Source organism: Pseudomonas sp. TE3552 (assembly GCF_056278945.1).
Window position 1 is genome coordinate 4827733 of sequence record NZ_JBWBQJ010000001.1, and the last position, 24477, is coordinate 4852209.

26 protein-coding genes are annotated in these 24477 nt (G+C 61.4%); 22 read left to right on the plus strand and 4 right to left on the minus strand.

All coding sequences use genetic code 11. From position 1 onward, the window contains the following. The first annotated feature begins 35 nt into the window (after positions 1-35). The 21 genes from ACZ9BB_RS21765 (at position 36) to ACZ9BB_RS21865 (ending at position 18637) form a co-directional block, all read left to right on the plus strand. Positions 36-761, plus strand: coding sequence for a beta-ketoacyl synthase chain length factor (locus ACZ9BB_RS21765; protein ID WP_476216107.1), 726 nt, complete (start codon positions 36-38; stop codon positions 759-761). Beyond that, positions 737-1546 (plus strand): lysophospholipid acyltransferase family protein, encoded by an 810-nt coding sequence (locus ACZ9BB_RS21770; protein WP_476216109.1) that lies wholly within the window; start codon positions 737-739, stop codon positions 1544-1546. Before ACZ9BB_RS21765 ends, ACZ9BB_RS21770 begins: the two co-directional genes overlap by 25 nt. Then, on the plus strand, positions 1527-1787 hold the full coding sequence (locus tag ACZ9BB_RS21775) for a phosphopantetheine-binding protein (RefSeq protein ID WP_007903179.1): 261 nt from the start codon (positions 1527-1529) through the stop codon (positions 1785-1787). Before ACZ9BB_RS21770 ends, ACZ9BB_RS21775 begins: the two co-directional genes overlap by 20 nt. Before the next feature lie 9 nt (positions 1788-1796). Next, a complete protein-coding gene (locus ACZ9BB_RS21780) occupies positions 1797-2051 on the plus strand; it encodes an acyl carrier protein (protein WP_476216112.1) in 255 nt (84 codons plus the stop codon). Continuing rightward, positions 2048-2593, plus strand: coding sequence for a COG4648 family protein (locus ACZ9BB_RS21785; RefSeq protein ID WP_476216114.1), 546 nt, complete (start codon positions 2048-2050; stop codon positions 2591-2593). Before ACZ9BB_RS21780 ends, ACZ9BB_RS21785 begins: the two co-directional genes overlap by 4 nt. After that, positions 2590-4272, plus strand: a complete 1683-nt coding sequence (locus tag ACZ9BB_RS21790) for an ApeI family dehydratase (RefSeq protein WP_476216116.1) — start codon at positions 2590-2592, stop codon at positions 4270-4272. The genes ACZ9BB_RS21785 and ACZ9BB_RS21790 overlap by 4 nt, the downstream gene beginning before the upstream one ends. Before the next feature lie 152 nt (positions 4273-4424). Continuing rightward, positions 4425-5159, plus strand: coding sequence for a glycosyltransferase family 2 protein (locus ACZ9BB_RS21795; protein WP_476216118.1), 735 nt, complete (start codon positions 4425-4427; stop codon positions 5157-5159). Then, positions 5156-6103 (plus strand): LpxL/LpxP family acyltransferase, encoded by a 948-nt coding sequence (locus tag ACZ9BB_RS21800; RefSeq protein WP_476216120.1) that lies wholly within the window; start codon positions 5156-5158, stop codon positions 6101-6103. Before ACZ9BB_RS21795 ends, ACZ9BB_RS21800 begins: the two co-directional genes overlap by 4 nt. Further along, positions 6084-7628 carry an HAL/PAL/TAL family ammonia-lyase gene (locus ACZ9BB_RS21805; protein WP_476216122.1) on the plus strand — a complete coding sequence of 515 codons (1545 nt, stop codon included), beginning with the start codon at positions 6084-6086 and terminating at the stop codon, positions 7626-7628. Before ACZ9BB_RS21800 ends, ACZ9BB_RS21805 begins: the two co-directional genes overlap by 20 nt. Continuing rightward, the gene (locus ACZ9BB_RS21810) at positions 7621-8046 is read left to right on the plus strand and encodes an acyl-CoA thioesterase (protein ID WP_018928594.1); all 426 of its coding nucleotides are present in this window, start codon (positions 7621-7623) and stop codon (positions 8044-8046) included. The genes ACZ9BB_RS21805 and ACZ9BB_RS21810 overlap by 8 nt, the downstream gene beginning before the upstream one ends. Continuing rightward, positions 8043-8645 carry an outer membrane lipoprotein carrier protein LolA gene (locus tag ACZ9BB_RS21815; RefSeq protein ID WP_476216124.1) on the plus strand — a complete coding sequence of 201 codons (603 nt, stop codon included), beginning with the start codon at positions 8043-8045 and terminating at the stop codon, positions 8643-8645. The genes ACZ9BB_RS21810 and ACZ9BB_RS21815 overlap by 4 nt, the downstream gene beginning before the upstream one ends. Next, on the plus strand, positions 8629-10968 hold the full coding sequence (locus ACZ9BB_RS21820; protein WP_476216126.1) for an MMPL family transporter: 2340 nt from the start codon (positions 8629-8631) through the stop codon (positions 10966-10968). Before ACZ9BB_RS21815 ends, ACZ9BB_RS21820 begins: the two co-directional genes overlap by 17 nt. Beyond that, positions 10968-12125, plus strand: coding sequence for a sodium:proton antiporter (locus ACZ9BB_RS21825; RefSeq protein WP_476218380.1), 1158 nt, complete (start codon positions 10968-10970; stop codon positions 12123-12125). The genes ACZ9BB_RS21820 and ACZ9BB_RS21825 overlap by 1 nt, the downstream gene beginning before the upstream one ends. Continuing rightward, entirely contained in the window at positions 12112-13359 is a 1248-nt protein-coding gene (locus ACZ9BB_RS21830; protein WP_476216128.1) for an NAD(P)/FAD-dependent oxidoreductase, read from the plus strand. The genes ACZ9BB_RS21825 and ACZ9BB_RS21830 overlap by 14 nt, the downstream gene beginning before the upstream one ends. Next, the gene (locus tag ACZ9BB_RS21835) at positions 13356-14081 is read left to right on the plus strand and encodes a class I SAM-dependent methyltransferase (protein WP_476216129.1); all 726 of its coding nucleotides are present in this window, start codon (positions 13356-13358) and stop codon (positions 14079-14081) included. The genes ACZ9BB_RS21830 and ACZ9BB_RS21835 overlap by 4 nt, the downstream gene beginning before the upstream one ends. Continuing rightward, positions 14081-14563: a DUF3261 domain-containing protein gene (locus tag ACZ9BB_RS21840; protein ID WP_476216131.1), complete on the plus strand. Its 483-nt coding sequence runs from the start codon at positions 14081-14083 to the stop codon at positions 14561-14563. Before ACZ9BB_RS21835 ends, ACZ9BB_RS21840 begins: the two co-directional genes overlap by 1 nt. Further along, on the plus strand, positions 14560-15756 hold the full coding sequence (locus ACZ9BB_RS21845; protein ID WP_476216133.1) for a beta-ketoacyl-[acyl-carrier-protein] synthase family protein: 1197 nt from the start codon (positions 14560-14562) through the stop codon (positions 15754-15756). Before ACZ9BB_RS21840 ends, ACZ9BB_RS21845 begins: the two co-directional genes overlap by 4 nt. Continuing rightward, positions 15753-16211 (plus strand): hotdog family protein, encoded by a 459-nt coding sequence (locus ACZ9BB_RS21850; protein ID WP_476216135.1) that lies wholly within the window; start codon positions 15753-15755, stop codon positions 16209-16211. The genes ACZ9BB_RS21845 and ACZ9BB_RS21850 overlap by 4 nt, the downstream gene beginning before the upstream one ends. Beyond that, complete coding sequence (gene fabG / locus ACZ9BB_RS21855; RefSeq protein WP_476216137.1) at positions 16211-16939, plus strand: 3-oxoacyl-ACP reductase FabG; 729 nt, start codon at positions 16211-16213, stop codon at positions 16937-16939. Before ACZ9BB_RS21850 ends, fabG begins: the two co-directional genes overlap by 1 nt. After that, positions 16939-18165 carry a beta-ketoacyl-ACP synthase gene (locus ACZ9BB_RS21860; RefSeq protein ID WP_476216139.1) on the plus strand — a complete coding sequence of 409 codons (1227 nt, stop codon included), beginning with the start codon at positions 16939-16941 and terminating at the stop codon, positions 18163-18165. The genes fabG and ACZ9BB_RS21860 overlap by 1 nt, the downstream gene beginning before the upstream one ends. A gap of 28 nt (positions 18166-18193) precedes the next feature. Then, positions 18194-18637 carry an excinuclease gene (locus ACZ9BB_RS21865; RefSeq protein ID WP_476216141.1) on the plus strand — a complete coding sequence of 148 codons (444 nt, stop codon included), beginning with the start codon at positions 18194-18196 and terminating at the stop codon, positions 18635-18637. Between the two features lie 207 nt (positions 18638-18844). Here the strand turns inward: ACZ9BB_RS21865 and ACZ9BB_RS21870 are convergent, their stop codons facing one another. Both ACZ9BB_RS21870 and ACZ9BB_RS21875 read right to left on the minus strand, forming a co-directional pair. Further along, the gene (locus ACZ9BB_RS21870; protein ID WP_427626619.1) at positions 18845-19228 is read right to left on the minus strand and encodes a type II toxin-antitoxin system PemK/MazF family toxin; all 384 of its coding nucleotides are present in this window, start codon (positions 19226-19228) and stop codon (positions 18845-18847) included. A 99-nt stretch (positions 19229-19327) separates the two neighbouring features. Then, on the minus strand, positions 19328-20230 hold the full coding sequence (locus tag ACZ9BB_RS21875) for a LysR family transcriptional regulator (protein ID WP_476216144.1): 903 nt from the start codon (positions 20228-20230) through the stop codon (positions 19328-19330). A gap of 118 nt (positions 20231-20348) precedes the next feature. Between ACZ9BB_RS21875 and ACZ9BB_RS21880 the strand changes: the two genes are divergently transcribed. Next, positions 20349-21623 carry an MFS transporter gene (locus tag ACZ9BB_RS21880; RefSeq protein WP_476216145.1) on the plus strand — a complete coding sequence of 425 codons (1275 nt, stop codon included), beginning with the start codon at positions 20349-20351 and terminating at the stop codon, positions 21621-21623. A 91-nt stretch (positions 21624-21714) separates the two neighbouring features. Here ACZ9BB_RS21880 and hemE read toward each other — a convergent pair whose 3' ends face one another. Further along, positions 21715-22782 (minus strand): uroporphyrinogen decarboxylase, encoded by a 1068-nt coding sequence (gene hemE / locus ACZ9BB_RS21885; RefSeq protein WP_018928609.1) that lies wholly within the window; start codon positions 22780-22782, stop codon positions 21715-21717. 247 nt (positions 22783-23029) lie between these two features. Next, positions 23030-24448 carry an FAD-dependent oxidoreductase gene (locus ACZ9BB_RS21890; protein WP_476216148.1) on the minus strand — a complete coding sequence of 473 codons (1419 nt, stop codon included), beginning with the start codon at positions 24446-24448 and terminating at the stop codon, positions 23030-23032. Positions 24449-24477 lie beyond the last annotated feature (29 nt).

The following is a 24477-nucleotide window of genomic DNA, read 5'->3' on the forward strand; positions in this document are numbered from 1 at the left end:
TCACCGCGTCAAGGAAGCCCGCAGGGGCGGGATGAATGTCTGTGATCAACTTCAACATCGCCCAATGGCGCGCATGGGCCCCCGGGCTTGAAAGCGTGGATGATTGGCAGGCCTGGAGCCGACAACCGGTCGTGCTCGAGCGCAGCGATGCTGCCCCCGATGTGTCGTTTCTGCCGGCCATGCAACGCCGACGACTCAGCCGTCTGGCGCGGATGGCTTTCAGTGTCGGCTGGCCCTTGGCCGGAGCTCACCAGGACCTACCGTTGGTCTTTATTTCCCGCCACGGTGAAACCCCGCGCACCTTCGAAATCCTCAGTGACCTGGCCACCGACCAACCGTTGTCGCCCACCCAGTTCAGCCTGTCGGTGCACAACGCGGTCATCGGCCTGTGGTCGATCATGCGCGGCGAAACCAGCGAAATGACTGCTCTCGCCGCGGCCGGCGATGGCCTTGAACACGGCATGCTGGAGGCGGCGGCGCTGCTGGCCGAAGGCGCCCCCGCGGTACTGGTGGTAGTGACCGAAGAGCAACCGCCGACTGCCTACTCGGCCTGGATCGACGATGTGCCATTCCCTTATGCGGTTGGCCTGTTGATCACACCCGGTAATGAGTGGCAGCTGTCACTGAACAGCACCTCGCAGGCGTTGTCCAAACCCCACTGGCCCCATGCCCTGAATCTGTTGCGTACCCTGCTCGGCCAGCAGACTACCTGCCAACATGCCTGGAAAAATCGTGTATGGACCTGGCAACGCAACCCGTAACCGATAAAAACCGCGACGCCTATTACTGGCGCCTGCTGGCCACTGCCGCAAGCTTCACCCTGTTCGGGTTGAGCAGCTTGTGCCTGCGACTGGTGGTGTTCCCGCTGTTGAACTGCCTGCCGGGAGACGCTCAGGCTCATCGTCAGCGTGCGCGACATACGGTCAGCCGGTGTTTCTGGTTTTTCATTCGGTTCATGGCGCGCAGTGGCGTGCTGACCTATGACATTCAGGGCGCGGAAAAACTTGGACGGCCAGGCCAGATGATCGTCGCCAATCACCCCTCGCTGATCGACGTAGTGTTCCTGATCGGCCTGGTGCGCCACGCCAACTGCGTGGTCAAGAAAAGTCTCTGGGAAAACCCGTTCACCCGCGGCCCGCTACGCCGTACCGAATACATCAGCAACGATGGCAGCATGGACATGCTCGACGCCGCTGCCGAGGCGCTGAAAAGCGGTCAGACCCTGATCATATTCCCCGAAGGCACCCGGACCAAACCCGGCCAACCACCGGCCTTTCATCGGGGGGCTGCGGCAATCGCGCTGCGCGGTGCGAGAATCCTCACCCCGGTGATCATCAAGGTCAGCCCGACCACATTGACCAAGGCCGAACCCTGGTATCGCATTCCCAAACGCCGCGTGCACTTCAGTTTTCGCGTCGGGGCCGATATAGACCCACAGGCCTTCGCTACGCAGGGGCCTGCGCCTCAGGCCTCGCGCAAGCTCAATGATTATTTGCACCATTACTTTATTAAGGAGCTCGCCGAAGATGAGCGATCTGCACCGTGAGATAAAAGAACTGATCATCGAAGCACTGGGCCTCGAAGACATCAGCGTCGACGACATCGGCGACAACCAGACGCTGTTCGGCGAAGGCCTGGGCCTGGACTCGGTAGATGCCCTGGAACTCGGCCTGGCGATCCAGAAAAAGTACGGCATCAAAATCGATGCCGACGCCAAGGACACCCGTAATCACTTCACCAACGTGGCGAGCCTTGCGGCGTTCGTCACTGCAAAACAGGCAGCTTGAGACCGGACCATGCAAACTCGTGACGATATTTTCAATACCCTGCGCGATGCTCTGGTCGAACTCTTCGAGCTGGACCCCGAGCGCATAAGTCCGGAATCCAACCTGTATCAGGACCTGGAAATCGACAGCATCGATGCGGTCGACCTGATCGATCACATCAAGCGCCAGACTGGCAAGAAAATCGCCGCCGAAGAATTCAAATCGGTGCGTACCGTCAGCGACGTGGTCGAGGCGGTCTACCGTCTGGTTCAACCAGCCGCATGAGCCGACTGATCGGCCTTGGCCTGCTGCTGGCAGGTCTGCTGTACCCCTTTGCGGTGTATTTCGGCATGGAGCATTTCGCCCCGTGGCAGTTCGGCCTGCTGCTGGGTAGCCTGTGGCTGGCGCGGGCGCTGACCGGCGAACGGCGCCCCGGCAGCCTGTGGATGGCCATGGTCGCCATCGCGTTCTGCCTGCTGCTGGCGGTGTTCGACAGCCCGACGCTGTTGCGCTGGTACCCGGTGTTGATCAGCGCGTTCATGCTGGCGCTGTTCGGTCTGAGCCTGAAATATGGCCCGCCGATGGCCGAGCGCCTGGCCCGTCTGCGAGAGCCGGAATTACCGGCCAGGGCCATTCGCTATACCCGCCAGGTGACGATTGCCTGGAGCGTGTTTTTTCTCTGCAACGGCTTGTGCGCCGCCGCCCTGACCCTTTGGGCGCCGCTGAGTTGGTGGATGTTGTACACCGGCCTGATCTCCTATGGATTGATCGGCCTGATGTTTGCCATTGAATGGCTCATACGACAACGGGTACGAGGCCACCCATGAATTGGATAAAACTTGAGCAACTGTTGCTCAAGGCTCGGCCGGACCGTGTCGTGACGGCCGAACCGGCGCTGAATCACGCGCAACTGTGCGAACAGGCCTTGAGCCTGGCTGCCGGCCTGCAAGCTCAGGGCGTGCAGCGCATGGCCGTGCACCTTGAGGACGCCGCCGACCTGGCCATCGCCCTGCTCGGCGCCTGGCGTGCCGGGGTCCGCGTGCTGTTGCCCGCCGACCTGCAAGCACAGACACGCCAGCGCTGGTCGAGCGAGGTCGATCTGTGGCTGAGCGATCAGGCCGACGATGCGCACCTGAACGATTACCGGCATCCACCGCTACCGGCCGTCCCACTGGATCTGGATCGCTGTCATTTGAGCCTGTGCACCTCCGGCTCCAGTGGCGAACCCAAGCGCATCGATAAAACCCTGCGCCAACTGGCCAATGAAGTTCAGGCGCTGGAGCATTTGTGGGGCGCTGATCTGGGCGAAGCCTGCATCATCGGCAGCGTCGCCACCCAGCATATCTACGGGCTGCTGTTTCGGGTGCTGTGGCCGTTATGCGCCGGGCGCGCGTTCGTACGCAAGCAATTGGCCTTCCCGGAAGACTTGCAACGCGCCAGCCGCGAACACCCGGCCTTCGCCTGGGTCGCCAGCCCGGCGCTGCTCAAGCGCATGGGCGACAACCTCGATTGGCCAGCGCTGAGCGCGGTGCGCCGAGTGTTTTCCTCCGGTGGCGCGCTGCCCGCCGACGCGGCGCAAAGCCTGCATGAGCGCCTGCAACAATGGCCGACAGAGATCCTCGGCAGTTCGGAAACCGGCGGCATCGCCTGGCGTCAGGGGCAGGATCTCTGGCAACCCTTCGCCAGCGTGGAGCTGAGCCAGGACAGCGACGGCGCCCTGCTTATCGCATCGCCGTATTTGCCAACGGGCCATATCGAACACACCGCCGATGCCGCGCGCATCGCCGCCGACGGCCGTTTCGAGCTGTTGGGACGGCTGGACCGGATCGTCAAACTGGAAGAAAAACGTATCTCGCTACCGATGCTCGAACAAGCGCTGATGGCTCACCACTGGGTCGCCGAAGCGCGCCTCGGTGTGGTTCAGGAAAATCGCGCCTCCTTAGGTGCGCTGCTGGTACTCAGCGAGCAAGGCTTGTATGCCTTGCGCAATCAGGGACGACGCAGCCTCACTCAAGCATTGCGCCAGCATCTGAGCCAGCACTGTGAAACGCTGGCCCTGCCACGACGCTGGCGTTTGCTACGGCAACTGCCGCTGAACGCACAGGGCAAACTGCCCCAGGCCGAAGTTGAAGCCTTGCTGCTGGCGCCCCGCCCAAAGGCGCCGCAAGTGCTGGAGCAGGTCGAAGTCGATGGCGAGTGGAGCCTGCAACTGGCCGTCCCGCCAGACCTGGCATATTTCAGCGGGCACTTTCCCCGGGCGCCGGTATTGCCCGGCGTGGTGCAGGTGGATTGGGCGTTGAGCCTGGGCCAGCAATTGATGAATCTGCCGGCAAAATTCGCCGGTATGGAAGTGCTGAAATTTCAGCAACTGGTGCGTCCTGGCGATGAAGTCCAGTTGCACCTGCGCTTCGACCCGGTGCGTGGCAAATTGTATTTCGCCTATCGCAATGAAACCGCCACCTGCTCCAGCGGGCGGATTTTGCTGGAGGCTGCCGGCGATGCATAAGCTGTGGCGAGGGAGCTTGCTCCCGCTGGGCTGCGAAGCGGCCCCAAAACCATCCGGCGCAGACTTCATGGCGAGCGCTTCGCGCTCGAACGGGAGCAAGCTCCCTCGCCACAGTCAGTCTCTGCACAACCAGGGTTCTGTGGAGGTTTCAGATGCATAACCCCTGCGCCGTCATCCCGGTCTACAACCACGAAACCGCAATCACCGCTGTGCTCGAAGCGTTGCTCGCCAATGGCCTGCCATGCATTCTTGTGGACGATGCCAGCAACCCGGCCTGTGCGAAGGTGCTTGACCAATTGGCGCAGCGCGACAGAGTTTACCTGATCAGGCTCACCGTCAATCAGGGCAAGGGTGGCGCAGTGATGACCGGCCTGCGGGAGGCCTCGCGCCTGGGCTTCAGCCATGCCTTGCAGGTGGATGCCGATGGCCAGCACGACCTGCAAGACGTCAAAGTCTTCATCGAATACTCACGCAACCATCCCGAGGCGGTGATCTGTGGCTATCCACAATACGACGCCAGCGTGCCGAAAGGTCGTTTGTACGCCCGCTACCTGACTCACGTCATGGTCTGGATCAACACCCTATCGCTTCAGATTCGCGACTCGATGTGCGGTTTCCGTGTCTATCCATTACCGCCAACCCTGGCATTGATCGACTCGGCCAGGATCGGCAAGCGCATGGACTTCGACTCCGACATTCTGGTTCGCCTGGCCTGGCGCAATCTGCCGATGCAGTGGCTGAAAACCAGGGTCCATTACCCTCTGGATGGCGTTTCGCATTTCCGTCTGTTCTACGACAACGTGCTGATTTCGGGCATGCACACCCGGCTATTCTTCGGCATGTTGCTGCGGGCTCCGGTGATCCTCTGGCGACGGTGGCGAGCATGAGCGACAACGCAGACAAACAGCACTGGGCCGACCGCCAGGAGCGTGGCAGTTTCTGGCTGATGAAGTTCACCGCATTCTGCGCAAAAGTGCTGGGCCGCCGACTATTGAGCCCACTTCTGTATGGCATCGTGCTGTATTTTTTCCTGTTCGGACGCAGCGCCCGCCAAAGCGCCTGGCAATACCAGCAGCGGCTCGCCGACTGGAGCACTCGCACTGAATTGCGCCCGACCCATTGGCGGGTGTTCGGCCAGTTCATGGCCTTCGCCGACTCCATGCTCGACAAACTCGACGTGTGGAATGGCAAGCTGAGCATCGAGCAGATCGAAATCATCGACCCGGCTCTGCTGCGCAATCAACTGCGCGGCATACGCGGGCAAATGCTGGTAGGCGCACATCTGGGCAATCTCGAGGTCTGCCGGGCGTTGGCCGAGATCGGTGAGAAAGTCACCATGAACGTGCTGGTGCACACCAAGCACGCCGAGCAATTCAACCGTCTGCTGGGCGAAGCCGGGGCAACCAATCTGCGGTTGATTCAGGTCAGCGAGCTGGACCCGGTGATCATGCTGCAACTGCATGAACGCCTGGAACGCGGCGAATGGCTGGCCATCGCCGGCGACCGCGTACCACTGCATGGCGGGCGCAGCGTGACGGTGGATTTTCTCGGTCATCAGGCAGCCTTCCCCCAAGGCCCTTGGCTGCTGGCCGGGCTGCTGAAATGCCCGGTCAATCTGTTGCTGTGCCTGAAAAAACCCACGGGCGACTATCGACTGACCCTCGAACCGTTCACCGAGGCGGTGGTATGGAAGCGCAACGACCGCGAACAGGTCATTCATCAGTGGGCCTCCCGCTACGCCGAACGCTTGGGTCACTATTGCCTCGAAGCACCCCAACAATGGTTCAACTTTTACCCTTTCTGGAAGACCGATGACGACGCCAACGCTTGAGCCGGTAACCTTCGGCGAGCTCCCTTTGCGCATCGAAGACGTGCTGGCCCTGGCCAACCGTCAGGTGCCGACGCAGTTGCAAGGCGACGCCGGGTTTCGCCAGCGCATCGCCAAGGGTCCGCAGTTCCTTGACTCCCTGCTGGACAAGGAAGGCGTGATCTATGGCGTGACCACCGGTTACGGCGACTCCTGCGTGGTGGCGGTACCGCTGCACCACGTCGAAGCCCTGCCCCGTCACCTGTATACCTTCCACGGCTGCGGCCTGGGCAAACTGCTCGACGCCCAAGCGACCCGCGCGGTGCTGGCGGCGCGTTTGCAGTCGTTGTGCCAAGGCGTGTCCGGGGTAAGGGTAGAGCTGCTGGAGCGCCTGCAAGCGTTCCTTGAACACGACATTCTGCCGTTGATTCCGGAAGAAGGTTCGGTGGGCGCCAGCGGTGATCTGACGCCACTGTCCTATGTCGCCGCCACCTTGTCCGGCGAGCGCGAAGTGATGTTCCGCGGTTTACGTCGACAAGCCGCCGATGTGCACCGCGAACTCGGCTGGGAACCGCTGGTGCTGCGTCCCAAAGAAGCCTTGGCCCTGATGAATGGCACTGCCGTCATGACCGGCATCGCCTGCCTGGCGTTCGCTCGTGCCGATTACCTGCTGCAACTGGCCACGCGCATCACCGCACTGAACGTGGTCGCCCTGCAAGGCAACCCGGAGCATTTCGACGAGCGCCTGTTCGCCGCCAAGCCCCATCCAGGGCAGACACAAGTCGCTGCGTGGTTGCGCAAGGATCTGGCGATCGATGCGCCGACCGCGCCGCTGCATCGCCTGCAAGACCGTTACTCCCTGCGTTGCGCGCCGCACGTACTCGGCGTACTGGCCGACAGCCTGAACTGGCTGCGTTCATTTATCGAGATCGAGCTCAACAGCGCCAACGACAACCCGATCATCGACGCCGAAGCCGAACGTGTGCTGCACGGCGGGCACTTCTACGGCGGCCACATCGCGTTCGCCATGGACAGCCTCAAGACGCTGGTGGCCAACGTCGCCGACTTGCTTGACCGCCAGCTCGCCCTGTTGGTGGATGAGCGTTACAACCATGGTTTGCCGAGTAACCTGTCCGGCGCCACCGCCGACCGCGCGATGCTCAACCATGGCTTCAAGGCGGTGCAGATCGGCACCAGCGCCTGGACCGCCGAAGCCCTGAAAAACACCATGCCGGCCAGTGTTTTCTCACGCTCCACCGAGTGCCACAACCAGGACAAAGTCAGCATGGGCACCATCGCCGCCCGCGACGCCATCCGCGTGCTGGAGCTGACCGAACAGGTCGCCGCCGCTACCTTGCTCGCCGCCAACCAGGGCGTCTGGCTGCGTGGCCAGGCTGAAGACGCGCGGCCACTGCCACCGGCCCTGGCCGCGATGCACGAAGAGTTGGCCAGGGACTTCCCACCGGTCATCGAAGACCGTGCTCTGGAAGGTGAATTGCGCCTGTGCCTGCAACGTATCGCCGCACAACACTGGAGGCTGCATGCGTAGCAAGGGAGTGCTTCACACCGACACGGAAATCCTCGTACCGTTCTTTGACGTCGACACCATGAACGTGGTCTGGCACGGCCATTACGTCAAATACCTGGAAGTCGCCCGCTGTGCGCTGCTGGACAGGATCGGCCACAACTACGACGCCATGGTGGCGTCGGGTTATGCCTGGCCGGTGATCGACTTGCAGCTGCGCTATGTACGCGGCGCGGTGTTCGGCCAGAAGCTGAATGTGCGCGCCAGCCTGGTGGAGTGGGAAAACCGCCTGAAGATCAATTACCTGATCAGCGATCTGGCGACCGGCGAACGCCTGACCCGCGCTGTTTCAGTGCAGGTCGCCGTCGACATGAGCAGCCGCGAAATGCAGCTGGCTTCACCCAAGGTGTTTACCGACGCGGTTGAAAGGGTGCTGCCATGAATTCGTTTTTCAAATGCCTTGGCGCTTTAGCATTGCTCGGGCTTTCATCGTTGGCACAGGCCTTCGATCTGCAACAACTGAGCGATCAACTGGCCAAACCCGATGTGATCCACGGCAACTTCATCCAGGAAAAACACCTGCGCGCCCTGCCCCAGCCGCTCACCAGCAAGGGCACCTTCGTTCTGGCGAAGAATCATGGCCTGCTCTGGCTGCTGAAAACACCGCTGCAACAGGACTACCGCATCAGCGCCAAGGGCATTGCCCGGCGTGATGCCAACGGTTGGCAAATGCTGCCGAACAAGAGTGCCGGTGCCGAGCAGAACCGTTTGTTCCTCGCGGTGCTGCAAGGCGACAGCAGCGGCTTGCAACGGGACTTCGAGCTTGCGCTGAGCGGCGATGCCCAGAACTGGAAGCTGACTCTGACCCCGCGCTCGATGCTGCTCAAGCAGGTGTTCAATCAAATCAACATTGATGGCGGCGAACTGGTGCACAGCATCGAGCTGCTCGAAACCCAGGGTGATCGAACCCTGTTGCGCATGCAGGACAGCACCAGCGCCCAACCTTTGAGCGATGCGGAGCAACATGACTTTGCCGAGTGAACGGATGCTGCCGCGGCTGTTCCTGATCCTGCTGCTGGCGGTGCTCGCACTCGCCGGCTGGCAATGGCGTGACGACGCACCACTGTCGGCCAACCTGATGGAGTTGGTGCCAGGCACGGCACCGGACGCGCTGGAACTGCGCGCCGAACAGCGCATGCAAGAACCGCTGAACCGGGAAATGCTGGTGCTGGTCGGCCATAAAGACCGCCAGCAAGCCATCGCCATGGCGCAGAAACTCGGCGAGCAATGGCAGGCCAGCGGCGTGTTCGAAAAGGTCCAGTGGACCCTGCAGGCCGACTTGCCCGCATTGCGCACTCAATTGCTGCAAGGCCGATTGGCGATGCTGTCCGCGGCCGATCGGCAACAACTCATCGAGCACCCCGACGCCTTTATCCAGCAACGGGTACAAGCCCTGTTCGACCCGTTCACCGGCTTCAGCCTGGTGCCGAGCCAGGACGACTGGCTCGGCCTGACCGGGCGTATTCAGAACAGCCAGCCACAGCGCGGTTCAGTGCAGCTGGACATCGGCAGCGGCGCGCTGGTCGCCGATGCCGACGGCAAAAGTTGGGTGATGCTGCGGGCGCGAAGCGTCGGCAATGCTTTCGACATGAACCTGCCGCTGCAAGTGGCCGACCTGCTGCAACACAGTCGTGAAGAAGCCGCCCAGGCGGATGTGCAACTGCTTGCCGCCAGCGGCCTGCTGTATGCCGCCAGCGGTCAACGGCAAGCGACTCGCGAGATGACCTGGGTCGGCGGCGGCGCCACGGTCGGAATTTTGTTGCTGTTGTTGCTGGCCTTCCGGCGTTGGCGGGTATTGCTGGCGTTCGTCCCGGTGCTGGTGGGCATGCTGTTCGGCGCGGTGGCCTGCGTGGCGCTGTTCGGGCACATGCATGTGATGACGCTGGTGCTGGGCTCAAGCCTGATCGGCGTGGCGGTGGATTACCCGCTGCATTACCTGTCCAAAAGCTGGAGCCTCAGACCCTGGCACAGCTGGCCGGCGTTACGCCTGACCCTGCCGGGGCTGACGCTGAGCCTGATCACCAGCAGCATCGGCTACCTGGCCCTGGCCTGGACGCCGTTCCCGGCCCTGACCCAGATTGCCGTGTTTTCCGCCGCCGGCCTGCTTGGCGCCTATCTGTCGGCCGTCTGCCTACTGCCGGCGCTGCTCAAGGGCGCGGATCTGCGCCCGGCGCAGTGGCCGATGCGCATCGCCGAAAAATTGCTGGCGCTGCGTGAAACGTTGCTCAAATACGTACGCTCGCCGGTGCTGCTGGCACTGCTGATCGCCTTTTGTGTCGGCGGTTTGTTGCAGCTCCAGACCAAAAACGATATTCGCCAATGGGTCGGCGCACCGCAGCAACTGACTGACGAAGCCCAGACCATTGCACGCATCACCGGTTATCAACCCACCAGCCAGTTCTTCCTGGTGCGCGCGGCCAATCAGCAGCAATTGCTCGAACGCCAGACCGCGCTGAACGAGCGTCTGGATCAGTTGGTCAATCTGGAAAAACTCCAGGGTTATCTGTCGCTCAATCAATTGGTCAGCCAACCAAGCGAACAGCGCAAAGTGCGTGAAGCACTGAACAAGCTCCCGCAGTTCTGGCAACCGTTACTCGACCTCGGCGTGCCGGCCGCCGCGTTGCAAGCCGAGCTGGCAACGTTGCAGGCGCTGCCCGTCGAAGACATCGATGCGGCGCTGATCGGTCCATTGGCCGAGCCTTATCGCACGCTGTGGCTGGGGCCGACCGAAGACGGCGTGGCCGCGATGGTCAGCCTGCAAGGCTTGAACAATCCCACGCTGTTACGGGCCCAGGCGCTGGACTTGCCGGGTGTGGAACTGGTGGACCGTCTCGGTGATTTGAACAAGGTGTTCGCCGCGACCCAAATCAGCGCCGCTGAATTGAAACTCGCTTCCTGCGTGTTGATCGTGCTGGTGCTGATCCTGCCCTTCGGTCTCGGTGGCGCGTTGCGAATCGTCTCGTTGCCGTTGCTGGCGGCCCTGTGCAGCCTGGCAAGCCTCGGCTGGCTCGGTCAGCCGCTGACGCTGTTCAGCCTGTTCGGCCTGCTGCTGGTGACGGCCATCAGCGTCGATTACGCGATCCTCATGCGCGAACAGATCGGCGGTGCCGCGGCGAGCCTGCTGGGCACCTTGCTGGCAGCGGTGACCACATGGTTGTCGTTCGGCCTGTTGGCGGTGTCCAGCACACCGGCGGTGAGCAATTTCGGTCTGTCGGTAAGCCTCGGCCTGGCGTACAGCTTCATCCTGGCGCCGTGGGCCGGACGACAAACCCACGCCGCCACCGTTGCGGAGCCGACAGCGTGATGGTCGCGGCGTTCTGGGTAATGGCCCTGGTATTGTTCGCCATGGCTACCCGTGTCGGTCGTCATTTCGGGCTGATTCCAATCGTCAGCCAGTTGTTGCTGGCGACCTTCGGCCTGCCGCTGCTGATGTACTTCTGGATTGAACCGGGCTGGCACCTCAGCGGTGCCGACCTGATCTCGCCGGGCTGGCTGAAGAACCTCTACAGCCTGGGCTTTGCCTTGCTGCTGGGGCACATTCTTAGCGACGTAATCGACCTGCGGCTGGATCGCCAGAGCCTGAAAATCGCCCTGCCGAGCTTCTGCGTTCCGTTTGCCTGCGGGCTGGCGACAGCGGTCTGGCTGTTGCCGCCGCAGCCGTGGATCAGCTCGCTGGCGATCGGTTTGTTGTTCGCCATCACCGCGATTCCGGTGTTGTATCTGTACCTGCGACACATCAACTACCCGCCCTCCGCCACCCGACGCCTGGTACAGACCGCGATCCTGATTGACCTGACGTGCTGGACCCTGTTCGCTTTCGCCCAGGGCAGCCTGCACTTGAGCAGCCTCTTGCTGCCGCTGGCCGGCGCCTGCCTGCCGTTGTTGCTGCGACTGCTCGGGTTGCGCCAACCATTGCTGCACAGCGGTTGCTTCTTCGCGCTGTTGGTGGTCGCCGAACACTTCAAGCTCAATGCGCTGATCTTCGGCATCGGCTATCTGCTGTGCATGGCCACGCTCAAGGTGCCGCTGGTGCTGCCATTGCCGGCCGCGTGGATGAGCCGTTTGCAGACCTGGATCGCCATCCCGCTGATCCTCACGTTCGGCATCGTGCAGATCAACGTGCACAGCGCCATGGCCAGCCTCGGCTGGGTGCAACTGGCGGTACTCCTGCTGCTACCGATTGCCAGCAAACTGCTGGGCAACTGGCTGGGGTTGGGCTGGGGCGGCGCCTCGTTTGAAGGCGCCAGCCGCTGGCGGGAAAGTCTTTTGCTGAACATTCGTGGCCTGAGCGAGATCGTCTTTCTCAACCTGCTGCTGCAGCAACAGCTCATCAGCCCGGCGCTGTATTTCGCGCTGATGTTGATGGGCCTGATCGCAACCCTGCTGCCAGCATTGGCCGGCATGCACCGAATCCCTTTGAACATCGCCGCCCCGGCAAGGAGCTCTCGTGCCAACAGTTGAAGTGGAACGTCGCCAGGTGGTGGTGATCGGTGCCGGCCCCTCGGGCGCCATCGCCGCTGCACTGCTCAAGCGTAAAGGTCATGATGTGCTGATGATCGAGCGCCAGCATTTCCCACGGTTTTCCATCGGTGAAAGCCTGTTGTCCCACTGCCTCGATTTCGTCGAAGAAGCCGGCATGCTCGAGGCGGTGAATGCCGCCGGTTTCCAGCGCAAGAACGGTGCGGCATTCGCCTGGGGCGATCAGTACAGCGCCTTCGATTTCGGCGACACGTTCAGCAACGGCAAGCCGACCACGTTCCAGGTCCAGCGTGCCGATTTCGACAAGCTGCTGGCCGATCAGGCTGAACTGCAAGGTGTCGACGTCCGCTACGGCGAAGCCATCGTCAGTGTCGATTTCAACCTGGCGAAACCGCAGCTCGATGTGCTTCGCGAAGACGGCAGCCAATACCGCGTCGAGGCCGATTTCGTGCTCGATGCCAGCGGCTACGGTCGTGTGCTGCCGCGCTTGCTGGACCTTGAAGCACCGTCGAACTTCCCGGTGCGCCAGGCCGTGTTCACCCACGTCGAAGACCGTATCGACAGCCCGGCTTTCGACCGGGAGAAAATCCTCATCACTACCCATCCGACCCAGCGCGACATCTGGTTCTGGACCATCCCGTTCAGCAACGGCCGTTGCTCGGTGGGCGTTGTGGCCGCCGCCGAACACTTCGCAGGCCGCACCGAGAATCTGGACGACTGCCTGCGCGGCTTCATCGCCCAAACCCCAAGCCTGGCCGGTGTGCTGGACAACGCCGTGTGGGATACCCCCGCGCGGACCATCGGCGGCTATTCGGCCAACGTCAAAACCTTGCATGGCCAAGGTTTCGCCCTGCTGGGTAATGCGGCGGAATTTCTCGACCCGGTGTTCTCCTCCGGTGTGACCATCGCCATGCGTTCAGCGAGCATGGCCGCCGGGGTGCTGCACCGCCAACTGCAAGGTGAAAGCGTCGATTGGCAGACCGAGTTCGCCGAACCGCTCAAGCGCGGCGTCGACACCTTCCGCTGCTACGTCGAAGGCTGGTACGCCGGGACCTTTCAGGATGTGATTTTCTATCAGGGCGGCACAGCGGATATCCGCCGCATGATCAGCTCTATCCTCGCCGGCTACGCCTGGGATGAACGCAACCCGTTCGTCAGCGAAGCCAAACGTCGACTGCGGATGATCTCGGACCTTTGCGCACAGGATCCGACATGAGTTATTTGAGCGATAACTACGTCGAAGAAACCCGTTTCGGTTTCTGGTTCCTGCGCAGTCACACCTGGCAGCACCATGTGTTGCGCGTGGCGATAAACGATTTGCGCGGCCTGTTCAGCGCGCCATTGCCCGCCAACCCGGTACTGCTGGATGCCGGTTGTGGCCAGGGCAAATCGTTCCAGTACCTGCGCCAGACCTTTGCGCCTCAGCGCCTGATCGGGCTGGATGCCGACCCTCACAGCCTGAACCTGAGCGGCGAGGAAGCGGCCCGCCAGGGTATGGATGTGGAGCTGATCGGCAGTGACTGCGCTACCCTCGCCGTCCCCGATGCGAGCGTCGATCTGCTGTTCTGTCACCAGACCTTCCATCACCTTGTCGAGCAGGATCAGGCCCTGGCGGAGTTCTATCGGGTGCTCAAGCCAGGCGGCTATTTGCTGTTCGCCGAGTCCACCGAGGCTTACATTGATACGTGGGTGATTCGCTGGCTGTTCCGCCACCCGATGCACGTGCAAAAGAGTGCGGCCGGGTACCTGGATATGATTCGTCGGCAGGGCTTCGAATTCGGCCCGCAGAACGTGTCTTATCCCTATTTGTGGTGGAGTCGCGCCAAGGATTTCGGCCTGCTCGAACGCTTCGGTTTGCGCCAGCCGAAACCTTTTGGCCAACGGGAAGAAACCCTGGTCAATGTGGTCGCGCGCAAGCCTCTTGAAGGGTGTGCCTGATGATTCGTTTCCTGCTCCTGGGTTGTGCCCTGTTGCTGAGCGCCTGCGCCAGCCAGGCACCGCTGCCCGAGCGAACCCCGAACCTGGCGTTGCCGCTGCAATTGCATATCGAACGGCAGATGGCCGAACAGCGTCAGGACTGGCTGCTGGTGATCCAGCGTGAAGGTCCAGGCATTCGCTGGTCGATGATGGACCCTTTGGGTATTCCCGTGGCACGGCAGAAACTGATCGATGGCCAGTGGCAGGCCGATGGTCTGCTGCCGCCCAATCCGGAAGCCCGGGAACTGTTCGCTGCCTTGTTGTTTGCGTTGACCCCTGCGGGAGAATTGCACGGCAACTATCCCGCCGCCCTGCAGCAGGGCGAGCAACGCTCCTTGTCACCGCGCTGGAACATCCGCTACTCACAACCACTGAGCTTCGAATTGAACGTGTCCCAAGGCCCACACTATCGCGTCACTCCGCTAGGCGAGTACACGCCATGACAGCTTATCTGAACGCCCTCGGGGTGATCTGCGCCCTCGGCCGCGACAAGCAGCAAGTAGCCCGCAATCTGTTTGCTGGCGATTGCTCGGGCATGCGCAGTGAAGCCGGCTGGGTTGCGGAACGCTCGTTGCCTGTGGCGGCGGTACGCGGTGAACTGGCGCCGATTCCGCCTGAGCTGGCGCATCAAAGCAGTCGCAACAATCAATTGCTGCTGGAGGCCGCGCTGCAAATTCGCGAAGACATCGAGCAAGCGATCCAGACCTACGGCCGTGACCGTATCGGCGTCATCCTGGGCACCAGCACCTCAGGCATTCACGAGGCCAGCAGCGGTCTGGCCCATTACATCCGTGAGCATCACTTCCCTGCCGGTTATGACTACCAGCAACAGGAACTTGGCGCGCCGGCGACTTTTCTCGCTGATTGGCTGCAGTTGAGTGGCCCGGCGTATGTGATTTCCACCGCCTGCACCTCCAGCGCCCGCGCGTTGATGAGTGCCCAACGACTGCTCGACCTGGGCATGTGCGACGCTGTGTTGTGCGGCGGTGTCGACAGTTTGTGCAAGCTGACCCTCAACGGTTTCTCGGCTCTGGAAGCGGTGTCCGCAGAGCGCTGTAACCCGTTTTCGGTGAACCGCAATGGCATCAATATCGGCGAAGCGGCGGTGCTGTTCCTGATGAGCAAAACCGCCGGCAACCGCCAACCAATTGCTCTGCTCGGCAGCGGCGCCAGCTCCGATGCACACCATATTTCCGCACCGGAGCCGACCGGGCGGGGTGCCCAGCAAGCGATGCGCAAAGCTTTGAGCCGCGCGAGCCTGCAACCCCAGCAGATTGGTTACCTGAACCTGCACGGCACCGCCACCCAACACAACGACGCCATGGAAAGCCTGGCTGTAACGGCGCTGTTCCCCAAAGGCGTGCCCTGCTCGTCGACCAAACCGATGACCGGCCACACCCTCGGCGCCGCCGGTGCCCTGGAAGCGGCGTTCTGCTGGTTGAGCCTGAGCGCGGATAACCGCGAGCACGCCCTACCGCCCCACGTCTGGGACGGCCAGCCCGACCCGCAATTGCCAGCCTTGCACTGGGTGACCCCGAGCGACCGCCTGACGTCCATTGCACCGCGCTACCTGATGAGCAATTCCTTTGCCTTCGGTGGCAATAACGTCAGCCTGATTATCGGAGACGCCCCATGATTACCTGGCCGCTCGCCGACCTGCTGCCTCACGCTGGCGACATGATCCTCATCGATCAGATCCTGTCGTTCGATGACGAGCAGATTCACACCCGCCTCACCGTCAAACCCGGTGGCCTGTTCAATCGCCCCGACGGCAGCCTGCCGGCCTGGGTCGGCATCGAGCTGATGGCTCAGAGCGTCGCCGCGTACGCCGGCTGCCATGCGCGCCAGAAAGGCAATGCGGTGGAACTGGGTTTCCTGCTCGGCACCCGTAAATTCGAATGCAACGTGGAACACTTCCCCGCCGGCACCGAGCTGACCATCCACGGGATACGCTCGCTGGAAGATGACAACGGCATGGGCGTGTTCGAATGCCACATCACCGCTCCCGGCATCCACGCCACCGCCCGGCTGAACGTGTTCCGCCCGCCTCAAGCCGCTCAATATCTGCATGAACCCCAAGGAGTCGAGTGATGACTGAATCCGTACTGGTCACCGGCTCCAGCCGTGGTATCGGCCGCGCCATTGCGCTGCGTCTGGCCCGGGCCGGGCATGACATCGTGCTGCATTGCCGCAGCGGTCTCGCGGATGCCGAAATTGTAAAAGCCGAAGTCGAGGCCCTGGGGCGTCAGGCGCGCATTTTGCAATTCGACGTCAGCAACCGCGCGGGTTGCAAAGCCATCCTCGAAGCCGATGTCGAAACCCACGGCGCTTATTACGGCGTGGTACTCAACGCCGGCCTGACCCGCGACGGTGCTTTCCCGGCTCTGAGCGAAGACGACTGGGATGTGGTGATGCGCACCAATCTCGACGGTTTCTACAACGTGCTGCATCCGGTGATGATGCCGATGATCCGTCGTCGCGCCGCCGGGCGGATCGTCTGCATTACGTCGGTGTCCGGGCTGATCGGTAATCGCGGGCAGGTCAATTACAGCGCGTCCAAGGCCGGTTTGATCGGCGCGGCCAAAGCGCTGGCGATTGAACTGGGCAAGCGCAAAATCACCGTCAACTGTGTCGCACCCGGCCTGATCGACACGGCGATGCTCGATGAAAACGTGCCGGTGGAAGAACTGATGAAAATGATCCCCGCACAACGCATGGGCACCCCTGAAGAAGTAGCCGGTGCCGTAAATTTCCTGATGTCGGCGGAAGCGTCGTACATCACCCGGCAGGTTCTGGCCGTCAATGGAGGCCTGTGCTGATGAAGCGCGTCGTCGTCACCGGCATGGCCGGCATCACCTCACTGGGCAGCGACTGGGACACCATCGCCGCCAACTTCGCCGCCAACCGCAGCGGCATCCGTCGCATGGACGAGTGGGATCGTTTTAGCGAACTCAACACTCGCCTGGCCGGGCCGATCGACGACTTCCAGGTGCCAGGCCACTGGACGCGCAAGCAACTGCGCAGCATGGGCCGAGTGTCGCGACTGGCAGTGGGCGCGGCTGAACAAGCCTTGGCGGACGCCGGGCTGCTGGGCGACGAATCGATCAAGGACGGGCGCATGGGCGTGGCCTGCGGCTCGTCCACCGGCAGCACCGACGAGATCAAGGCGTTCGGCAACATGCTGCTCAACTCCGTGGCCGAAGGCCTGAACGCCAACTCCTACGTGCGAATGATGCCGCACACCACGGCGGCAAATATCAGCATCTTTTTCGGCCTCACTGGCCGACTGATCCCGACTTCCAGCGCCTGCACCAGCGGTAGCCAGGGCGTCGGTTACGCTTACGAAGCGATCAAGTTCGGCCGCCTGCCGCTGATGCTCGCCGGCGGCGCCGAAGAACTGTGCCCGACCGAAGCCATGGTGTTCGATGCGCTCTACGCCACCAGCCTGAAAAACGATGCCCCGCAAACCAGCCCTCGCCCTTACGACACTGACCGTGATGGCCTGGTGATCGGTGAAGGCGGCGGCATGCTGGTACTCGAAGAGCTCGAACACGCCCTGGCGCGCGGTGCCCGCATCCACGCCGAGATCGTTGGTTTCGGCAGCAACGCCGACGGCCAGCACGCCACCCGCCCGGAACAAATCACCATGCGCCGAGCCATGGAGCTGGCCCTGGAAGACGCCGGGCTCGCACCGACCGCCATCGGTTATGTAAATGGTCACGGCACGGCTACAGAACAGGGCGACATCGCCGAAACACTGGCGACCAGCAGTTTGTTCGGCGAACACATGCCGATCAGTTCGCAGAAAAGTTTCCTCGGCCACACCTTGGGGGCCTGCGGCGCGCTGGAGTCCTGGTTCAGCATCGAAATGATGAATCGCGATGTGTATGTGCACACCTTCAACCTCGATGAGGTCGATCCGCAGTGCGGCAAGCTCGACTACCTGCGCGGTGAATTCCGGCAGATGAGCAACGAGTACGTGATGAACAACAATTTCGCTTTTGGCGGGGTCAACACCTCGTTGATTTTCCGCCGCTGGTCGTAAACGAAATACCAAGGTCAAGGAGACCACCATGCACTTCAAGAAACTCGCTGCCGCCACTCTGCTGATTTGCGCCTTGCCGGGCATCAGCCAGGCGCGAGACACGGCGCTGTACCTGCCGTTTGACAAAGCAGTCGCCGAAGCAACCCGCGCCGGCAAAATCGATGGCAGCGTGAAGTTCTACCTGGCAGGCAATACACCGACTGGCAACGTCACCGTGCTCAGCGCCGGTGCCGTGACCAACAAGAAAACCAACGCCTTCAACAAGTCTGACGAAGTGGCCTGCGAATGGGTCGCGCAATCGGCAATCATCAGCCTGCACCAGGCAGCGAAGAACGCCGGCGCCAACGCCGTGACCAACATCGTCAGCTTCTACAAGAAAAATGAGCGCAAGGATGCCAAGACCTATGAGTGCCACGCTGGGGCGCTCATGGCGGGCGTTGCGTTGAAAGGGGATTTGGCGAAGGTTCAGTAACACCAGAAACGACAAAGGGCGCCTTTCGACGCCCTTTCACAAACAGGTCGGCTTGTCATTGCCCTTTACCTGTCTGGCTCTGCGATGGCTGGTTGCCCAGAATCCTCAGAGTCTCACAAGCCCCTTTCGGGAACATCAGCAGTATTGCTTTAAATTGAACGCACGACAACGGCTGGCAATTCGCCGGTCGCGCCACCTCTAGTGCCATCACAGACCAAGAGCGCTACGGACTGCGGCTTTGATTGCAAAAAACTCATCTGTTGCAAGTTGTGAAATGAGATAAACGCGCTTTCCCTGACGATCCCGACTTTTGATCCGGTCCAGTCTGGAGAGACTTACCGTCGCAACCATGTCGCATTTTGCCCAGCAGATCGGACTGGCTCCGTGCAGATGATTCGCAAGCTTCAGATGATGGTCAAGTACACAGTCCGGGGCGGTGGTGCTCAGGGGTACGACTGTCACCAACAAACTATTGGTCCTGTGTTTGCGTATTACGACAACAGGTCTGACCTTGATCATCTCCGGGACTTCATAACCCCTGAAGTCGCAAATCAGTACGCTGCCTTCCTTGGGTTGATATCGAAGTGGCATCCATGGCACTCATCGAAAAAAAACGATTCTGCGCAAGAATCGGGTAAATAACCAAGGCAGATCCGTAACCTGAAATGTCCCTCTTTCGGGCGCTCGCAATCATGGTGTTAGCGGTTCAACCTTACGCGTCAACAACTCCACAAACGCCTTGGCCATCGGCGACTTCTGATCCTTGCGCTGCACCAGCCACACCGCCGACACCGCTTCCGGGTCGAGCAAAGGCCGATACACAACACCATCAATACGCATCCGCTGATAAGACGCTGGCAACACCGACACACCCAGTCCCGCCGCCACCAACCCAATAATCGTCATCGCCTCACCCGCCTCCTGGGCGAAGTGCGGGCTGAAGCCGGCATCCCGTGCCAGGCTGAGCAACTGCGCATACAGACCACTGCCATAACTGCGTGGGAAAAATACGAACGGTTCGAGGGCCAGGGCTGAGAGGAACAAGCCCTCTTCGCTATCGGTCACCAGCGGATGCTTGGAACTAAGCACCGCCACCAGAGGCTCACGCATCAGTTCCACTACGCTGAGCGAGTCCGGCAACCCCAACGGTCGCATGATGCCGACCTCGATCGACTCATCCACCAATGCATCGGCCACTTGGGTGCTGCTCATTTCCCGCAGGTTCAGGTGCACCGCCGGGAAGCGCTGGCGAAAGGAGAAAATCGCTTGGGGAATGGTCGAGTTGAACGGCGCCGACGAGGTGAAGCCGATCTTCAGTTCACCCAATTCACCAAGTTGTGCCCGCCGAGCCACATCCGCCGCTTTGTCGACCTGAGCCAGCGCCAGCCGCGCCTCTTCCAGAAACAGCCGACCGGCCTCACTGAGTTCGACCCGACGATTGGTCCGTTCAAATAGACGTGCTCCCACCTCCTGCTCCAGCGCCTGAATCTGCTGGCTCAACGGCGGTTGCGAGATGCCCAGCACTTGGGCGGCGCGGCCGAAATGCAATTCTTCGGCGACGGCAATGAAGTAGCGCAGGTGACGCAATTCCATGTGAACTCCATTAGGTCGTTAAACCTATCAAACAGGTCGAACAATATATTGGATAGAAACATTAGCCAGCTATATGATTTTTCCATTGCCTGACTGGCTGCGCCCTCCGAGGTTCGAAGTGAAAACTGCTGTCGCCCCACTCGCCCATGAAATTCCGCCCGCCGCGCTGGATGATGTCGTCGCCGAGCGAAGCGAGATCTACATCGAAAAAGGCACCCCGATGTTCATGCGCACGGTGCTGGCGCTGTTCTCGGGCGGTTTCGCGACCTTTGCATTGCTCTACTGCGTGCAACCGATGATGCCGTTGCTGTCCCACGAATATTCCATCAATGCTGCGCAGAGCAGTCTGATCCTGTCGGTGGCCACTGGCATGCTCGCCATCGGCCTGCTGATCACCGGCCCGATTTCCGACCGCGTCGGGCGTAAGCCAGTGATGGTGACCGCGTTGTTCGCCGCAGCGCTGTTCACCATGGCCAGCGCGATGATGCCGAGCTGGGAAGGCGTATTGATCATGCGCGCGTTGATCGGGTTGTCTTTGAGCGGCCTGGCAGCGGTGGCCATGACTTACCTGAGCGAAGAGATCCACCCGCAGCACATCGGCCTGGCGATGGGCCTGTACATCGGTGGAAACGCCATCGGCGGGATGAGCGGACGACTGATCACCGGCGTATTGATCGACTTCGTCAGCTGGCACACGGCGATGCTGGTGATCGGCGGCCTGGCGCTGATTGCCGCCGCGGTGTTCTGGAAGATCCTTCCCGAGTCGCGCAACTTCCGCGCCCGCTCGTTGCACCCGCGCAGCCTGCTCGACGGCTTCACCATGCACTTTCGCGACGCCGGCCTGCCGCTGTTGTTTGTCGAGGCCTTTGTGCTGATGGGCGCGTTCGTCACCCTGTTCAACTACATCGGCTATCGCTTGCTGGCCGAGCCGTACCACATGGACCAGGCCTTCGTCGGGCTGCTCTCGGTGGTGTACCTGTCGGGCATCTACAGTTCGGCGAAAATCGGCGCCCTGGCCGACCAGCTCGGCCGGCGCAAAGTGCTGTGGGCAACCATCGTGCTGATGATCGCCGGCCTCGCCCTGACCATGCTCACGCCGTTGCCGGTGGTGATCATTGGCATGCTGATCTTCACGTTTGGCTTCTTTGGCGCGCATTCGGTGGCCAGTAGCTGGATTGGTCGACGGGCGATAAAGGCCAAGGGGCAGGCGTCGTCACTTTATCTGTTCAGCTATTACGCCGGGTCGAGTATCGCCGGTACTGCCGGGGGCGTAGCCTGGCACTTGGGTGGCTGGAACGGGATTGGTTTGTTCATTGGCGGGTTACTGGTGGTTGCGCTGTTGGTGGCGTTGAAGCTGGCGAAGTTGCCGCCGTTGGAAAATGTGAAAGCCTGACGCACCCACAATGAACTGCATCCACTTCTCATTTTCTGAACCACAAACAAAAACGCCCGGCATAAGCCGGGCGTTTTTTATTGGGCGACAATCACTCGTGATACTGCGCCGACAACTCATGCACCGCACGCAGGAAAGCACCTGCGTGCTCCGGATCGACTTCCGGGGTGATGCCGTGGCCAAGATTGAACACGTGACCGCTGCCCTTGCCGTAGCTGGCGAGGATCCGGCCGACTTCGGCGCGAATCGCTTCTGGCTTGGCGTACAACACCGTCGGGTCCATGTTGCCTTGCAGGGCGACTTTGTTGCCGACGCGCTGGCGGGCTTCGCCGATGTCGCAGGTCCAGTCCAGGCCCAGCGCATCCGCGCCGGCGTCAGCAATGCTTTCCAGCCACAGGCCGCCGTTCTTGGTGAACAGGATGACCGGCACTTTGCGGCCTTCGTGTTCGCGGATCAGGCCGCTGACGATTTTGCGCATGTAGGCCAGGGAGAATTCCTGGTAGGCCGCCGCCGAGAGGTTGCCGCCCCAGGTGTCGAAGATCTGCACCGCTTGCGCACCCGCCAGGATCTGGCCGTTGAGGTACGAGGTGACCGACTGTGCGAGCTTGTCCAGCAGCAGGTGCATGGCTTGCGGGTTGTCGTAGAGCATGGCCTTGGTCTTGCGGAAGTCTTTCGACGAGCCGCCTTCAACCATGTAGGTGGCCAAGGTCCACGGGCTGCCAGAGAAACCGATCAGCGGCACGCGACCGTTCAGTTCACGGCGGATGGTACTGACCGCGTCCATGACGTAGCCGAGGTCTTTCTGTGGGTCAGGAATCGGCAGGGCTTCGATGTCGGCCAGGGTGCTGACGACTTTCTTGAAGCGCGGACCTTCACCGGTTTCGAAGTACAGGCCCTGGCCCATGGCATCGGGAATGGTCAGGATGTCGGAGAACAGGATCGCCGCATCCAGTTGCGGATAGCGGTCGAGGGGCTGCATCGTGACTTCGCAAGCGAACGCCGGGTTCATGCACAGGCTCATGAAGTCACCGGCCTTGGCACGGCTGGCGCGGTATTCAGGCAGGTAGCGACCGGCCTGACGCATCATCCACACGGGGGTGACGTCTACGGGTTGCTTGAGCAGGGCGCGAAGGAAACGGTCGTTCTTCAGGGCAGTCATGTCGGCATCCGGAAAAAAAGTGCGGGCATTTTCTCAGAGCGCGACGCAAAAGGCACGGCAAGAGCCGTTCCTTTTGTCTATCGGGTCAATTTGTCGCGGTGGAACACAGTTTTGGCCACACCAAAAAACACTGTGGGAGCTGGCTTGCCTGCGATGCGGACACCTCGGTCTTTCAGTTAGACCGAGGCGATGCTATCGCTGGCAAGCCAGCTCCCACAGGAATTGCATTCCAACTCTGGATAGCGGTTTAGACGCCCAGGTAATCCAGGATCCCTTCAGCGGCATTGCGGCCTTCAAAGATCGCCGTTACCACCAGGTCGGAACCGCGCACCATGTCGCCACCGGCGAAGATTTTCGGGTTGCTGGTCTGGTGCTTGTACTGGCCTTGTTCCGGCGCCACGACGCGGCCCTGGCTGTCGGTCTGGATGCTGAACTGCTCGAACCACGACGCCGGGCTTGGACGGAAGCCGAAGGCGATGACCACGGCGTCAGCCGGGATGATCTCTTCGGAGCCCGGAATCGGCTCGGGGCTGCGGCGGCCACGGGCGTCCGGTTCGCCGAGACGGGTCTCGACCACCTTCACGCCTTCGACACGGTCTTCACCGACGATCGCGATCGGCTGGCGGTTGTAAAGGAATTTCACGCCTTCTTCCTTGGCGTTCTTCACCTCTTTACGCGAGCCCGGCATGTTCGCTTCGTCACGACGATACGCACAGGTCACCGCTTTGGCGCCCTGGCGGATCGAAGTGCGGTTGCAGTCCATCGCCGTGTCGCCGCCACCCAGTACCACGACCTTCTTGCCTTTCATGTCGACGAAATCTTCTGGCGACTTTTCAAAGCCCAGGTTGCGGTTGACGTTGGCGATCAGGAAATCCAGCGCGTCGTGCACACCCGGCAGATCCTCACCGGCAAAGCCACCCTTCATGTAGGTGTAGGTGCCCATGCCCATGAACACGGCATCGTATTCTTCGAGCAGTTGCTCGATGGTCACGTCCTTGCCCACTTCGGTGTTCAGGCGGAACTCGATGCCCATGCCGGTGAAGACTTCGCGGCGATTGCTCAGCACGGTCTTTTCCAGCTTGAACTCGGGGATACCAAAGGTCAGCAGGCCACCGATTTCCGGGTTCTTGTCGAACACCACCGGGGTCACGCCGCCACGTACCAGCACGTCGGCACAGCCCAGGCCGGCAGGGCCCGCGCCGATTACCGCGACACGCTTGCCGGTGGGTTTGACCTTGGACATGTCCGGGCGCCAGCCCATGGCGAATGCGGTATCGGTGATGTACTTCTCGACCGAACCGATGGTCACCGCACCAAAACCGTCGTTGAGGGTGCAGGCACCCTCGCACAGACGATCCTGGGGACACACCCGACCGCAGACTTCCGGCAAGGTGTTGGTCTGGTGCGACAGCTCGGCGGCGGCGAGGATGTTGCCCTCGGCCACCAGCTTCAGCCAGTTGGGAATGAAGTTGTGCACCGGGCACTTCCATTCGCAATACGGGTTACCGCAACCCAGGCAGCGGTGGGCCTGGTCGGCCGACTGCTGGGGTTTGAAGGGTTCGTAGATTTCCACGAACTCTTTCTTGCGTTGACGCAACAGTTTCTTCTTCGGATCCTTGCGCCCGACATCGATGAACTGGAAGTCGTTATTCAGACGTTCAGCCATTGTTAAAACCTCATCAAACTCTTCAGGCG

Bases quoted from the DNA above. Each gene is read 5' to 3' on its own strand.
- ACZ9BB_RS21765 (WP_476216107.1), top strand. From the start codon at position 36: ATGTCTGTGATCAACTTCAACATCGCCCAATGGCGCGCATGGGCCCCC.
- ACZ9BB_RS21770 (WP_476216109.1), top strand. From the start codon at position 737: ATGGACCTGGCAACGCAACCCGTAACCGATAAAAACCGCGACGCCTAT.
- ACZ9BB_RS21775 (WP_007903179.1), top strand. From the start codon at position 1,527: ATGAGCGATCTGCACCGTGAGATAAAAGAACTGATCATCGAAGCACTG.
- ACZ9BB_RS21780 (WP_476216112.1), top strand. From the start codon at position 1,797: ATGCAAACTCGTGACGATATTTTCAATACCCTGCGCGATGCTCTGGTC.
- ACZ9BB_RS21785 (WP_476216114.1), top strand. From the start codon at position 2,048: ATGAGCCGACTGATCGGCCTTGGCCTGCTGCTGGCAGGTCTGCTGTAC.
- ACZ9BB_RS21790 (WP_476216116.1), top strand. From the start codon at position 2,590: ATGAATTGGATAAAACTTGAGCAACTGTTGCTCAAGGCTCGGCCGGAC.
- ACZ9BB_RS21795 (WP_476216118.1), top strand. From the start codon at position 4,425: ATGCATAACCCCTGCGCCGTCATCCCGGTCTACAACCACGAAACCGCA.
- ACZ9BB_RS21800 (WP_476216120.1), top strand. From the start codon at position 5,156: ATGAGCGACAACGCAGACAAACAGCACTGGGCCGACCGCCAGGAGCGT.
- ACZ9BB_RS21805 (WP_476216122.1), top strand. From the start codon at position 6,084: ATGACGACGCCAACGCTTGAGCCGGTAACCTTCGGCGAGCTCCCTTTG.
- ACZ9BB_RS21810 (WP_018928594.1), top strand. From the start codon at position 7,621: ATGCGTAGCAAGGGAGTGCTTCACACCGACACGGAAATCCTCGTACCG.
- ACZ9BB_RS21815 (WP_476216124.1), top strand. From the start codon at position 8,043: ATGAATTCGTTTTTCAAATGCCTTGGCGCTTTAGCATTGCTCGGGCTT.
- ACZ9BB_RS21820 (WP_476216126.1), top strand. From the start codon at position 8,629: ATGACTTTGCCGAGTGAACGGATGCTGCCGCGGCTGTTCCTGATCCTG.
- ACZ9BB_RS21825 (WP_476218380.1), top strand. From the start codon at position 10,968: ATGGTCGCGGCGTTCTGGGTAATGGCCCTGGTATTGTTCGCCATGGCT.
- ACZ9BB_RS21835 (WP_476216129.1), top strand. From the start codon at position 13,356: ATGAGTTATTTGAGCGATAACTACGTCGAAGAAACCCGTTTCGGTTTC.
- ACZ9BB_RS21840 (WP_476216131.1), top strand. From the start codon at position 14,081: ATGATTCGTTTCCTGCTCCTGGGTTGTGCCCTGTTGCTGAGCGCCTGC.
- ACZ9BB_RS21845 (WP_476216133.1), top strand. From the start codon at position 14,560: ATGACAGCTTATCTGAACGCCCTCGGGGTGATCTGCGCCCTCGGCCGC.
- ACZ9BB_RS21850 (WP_476216135.1), top strand. From the start codon at position 15,753: ATGATTACCTGGCCGCTCGCCGACCTGCTGCCTCACGCTGGCGACATG.
- fabG (WP_476216137.1), top strand. From the start codon at position 16,211: ATGACTGAATCCGTACTGGTCACCGGCTCCAGCCGTGGTATCGGCCGC.
- ACZ9BB_RS21860 (WP_476216139.1), top strand. From the start codon at position 16,939: ATGAAGCGCGTCGTCGTCACCGGCATGGCCGGCATCACCTCACTGGGC.
- ACZ9BB_RS21865 (WP_476216141.1), top strand. From the start codon at position 18,194: ATGCACTTCAAGAAACTCGCTGCCGCCACTCTGCTGATTTGCGCCTTG.
- ACZ9BB_RS21870 (WP_427626619.1), bottom strand. From the start codon at position 19,228: ATGCCACTTCGATATCAACCCAAGGAAGGCAGCGTACTGATTTGCGAC.
- ACZ9BB_RS21875 (WP_476216144.1), bottom strand. From the start codon at position 20,230: ATGGAATTGCGTCACCTGCGCTACTTCATTGCCGTCGCCGAAGAATTG.
- hemE (WP_018928609.1), bottom strand. From the start codon at position 22,782: ATGACTGCCCTGAAGAACGACCGTTTCCTTCGCGCCCTGCTCAAGCAA.
- ACZ9BB_RS21890 (WP_476216148.1), bottom strand. From the start codon at position 24,448: ATGGCTGAACGTCTGAATAACGACTTCCAGTTCATCGATGTCGGGCGC.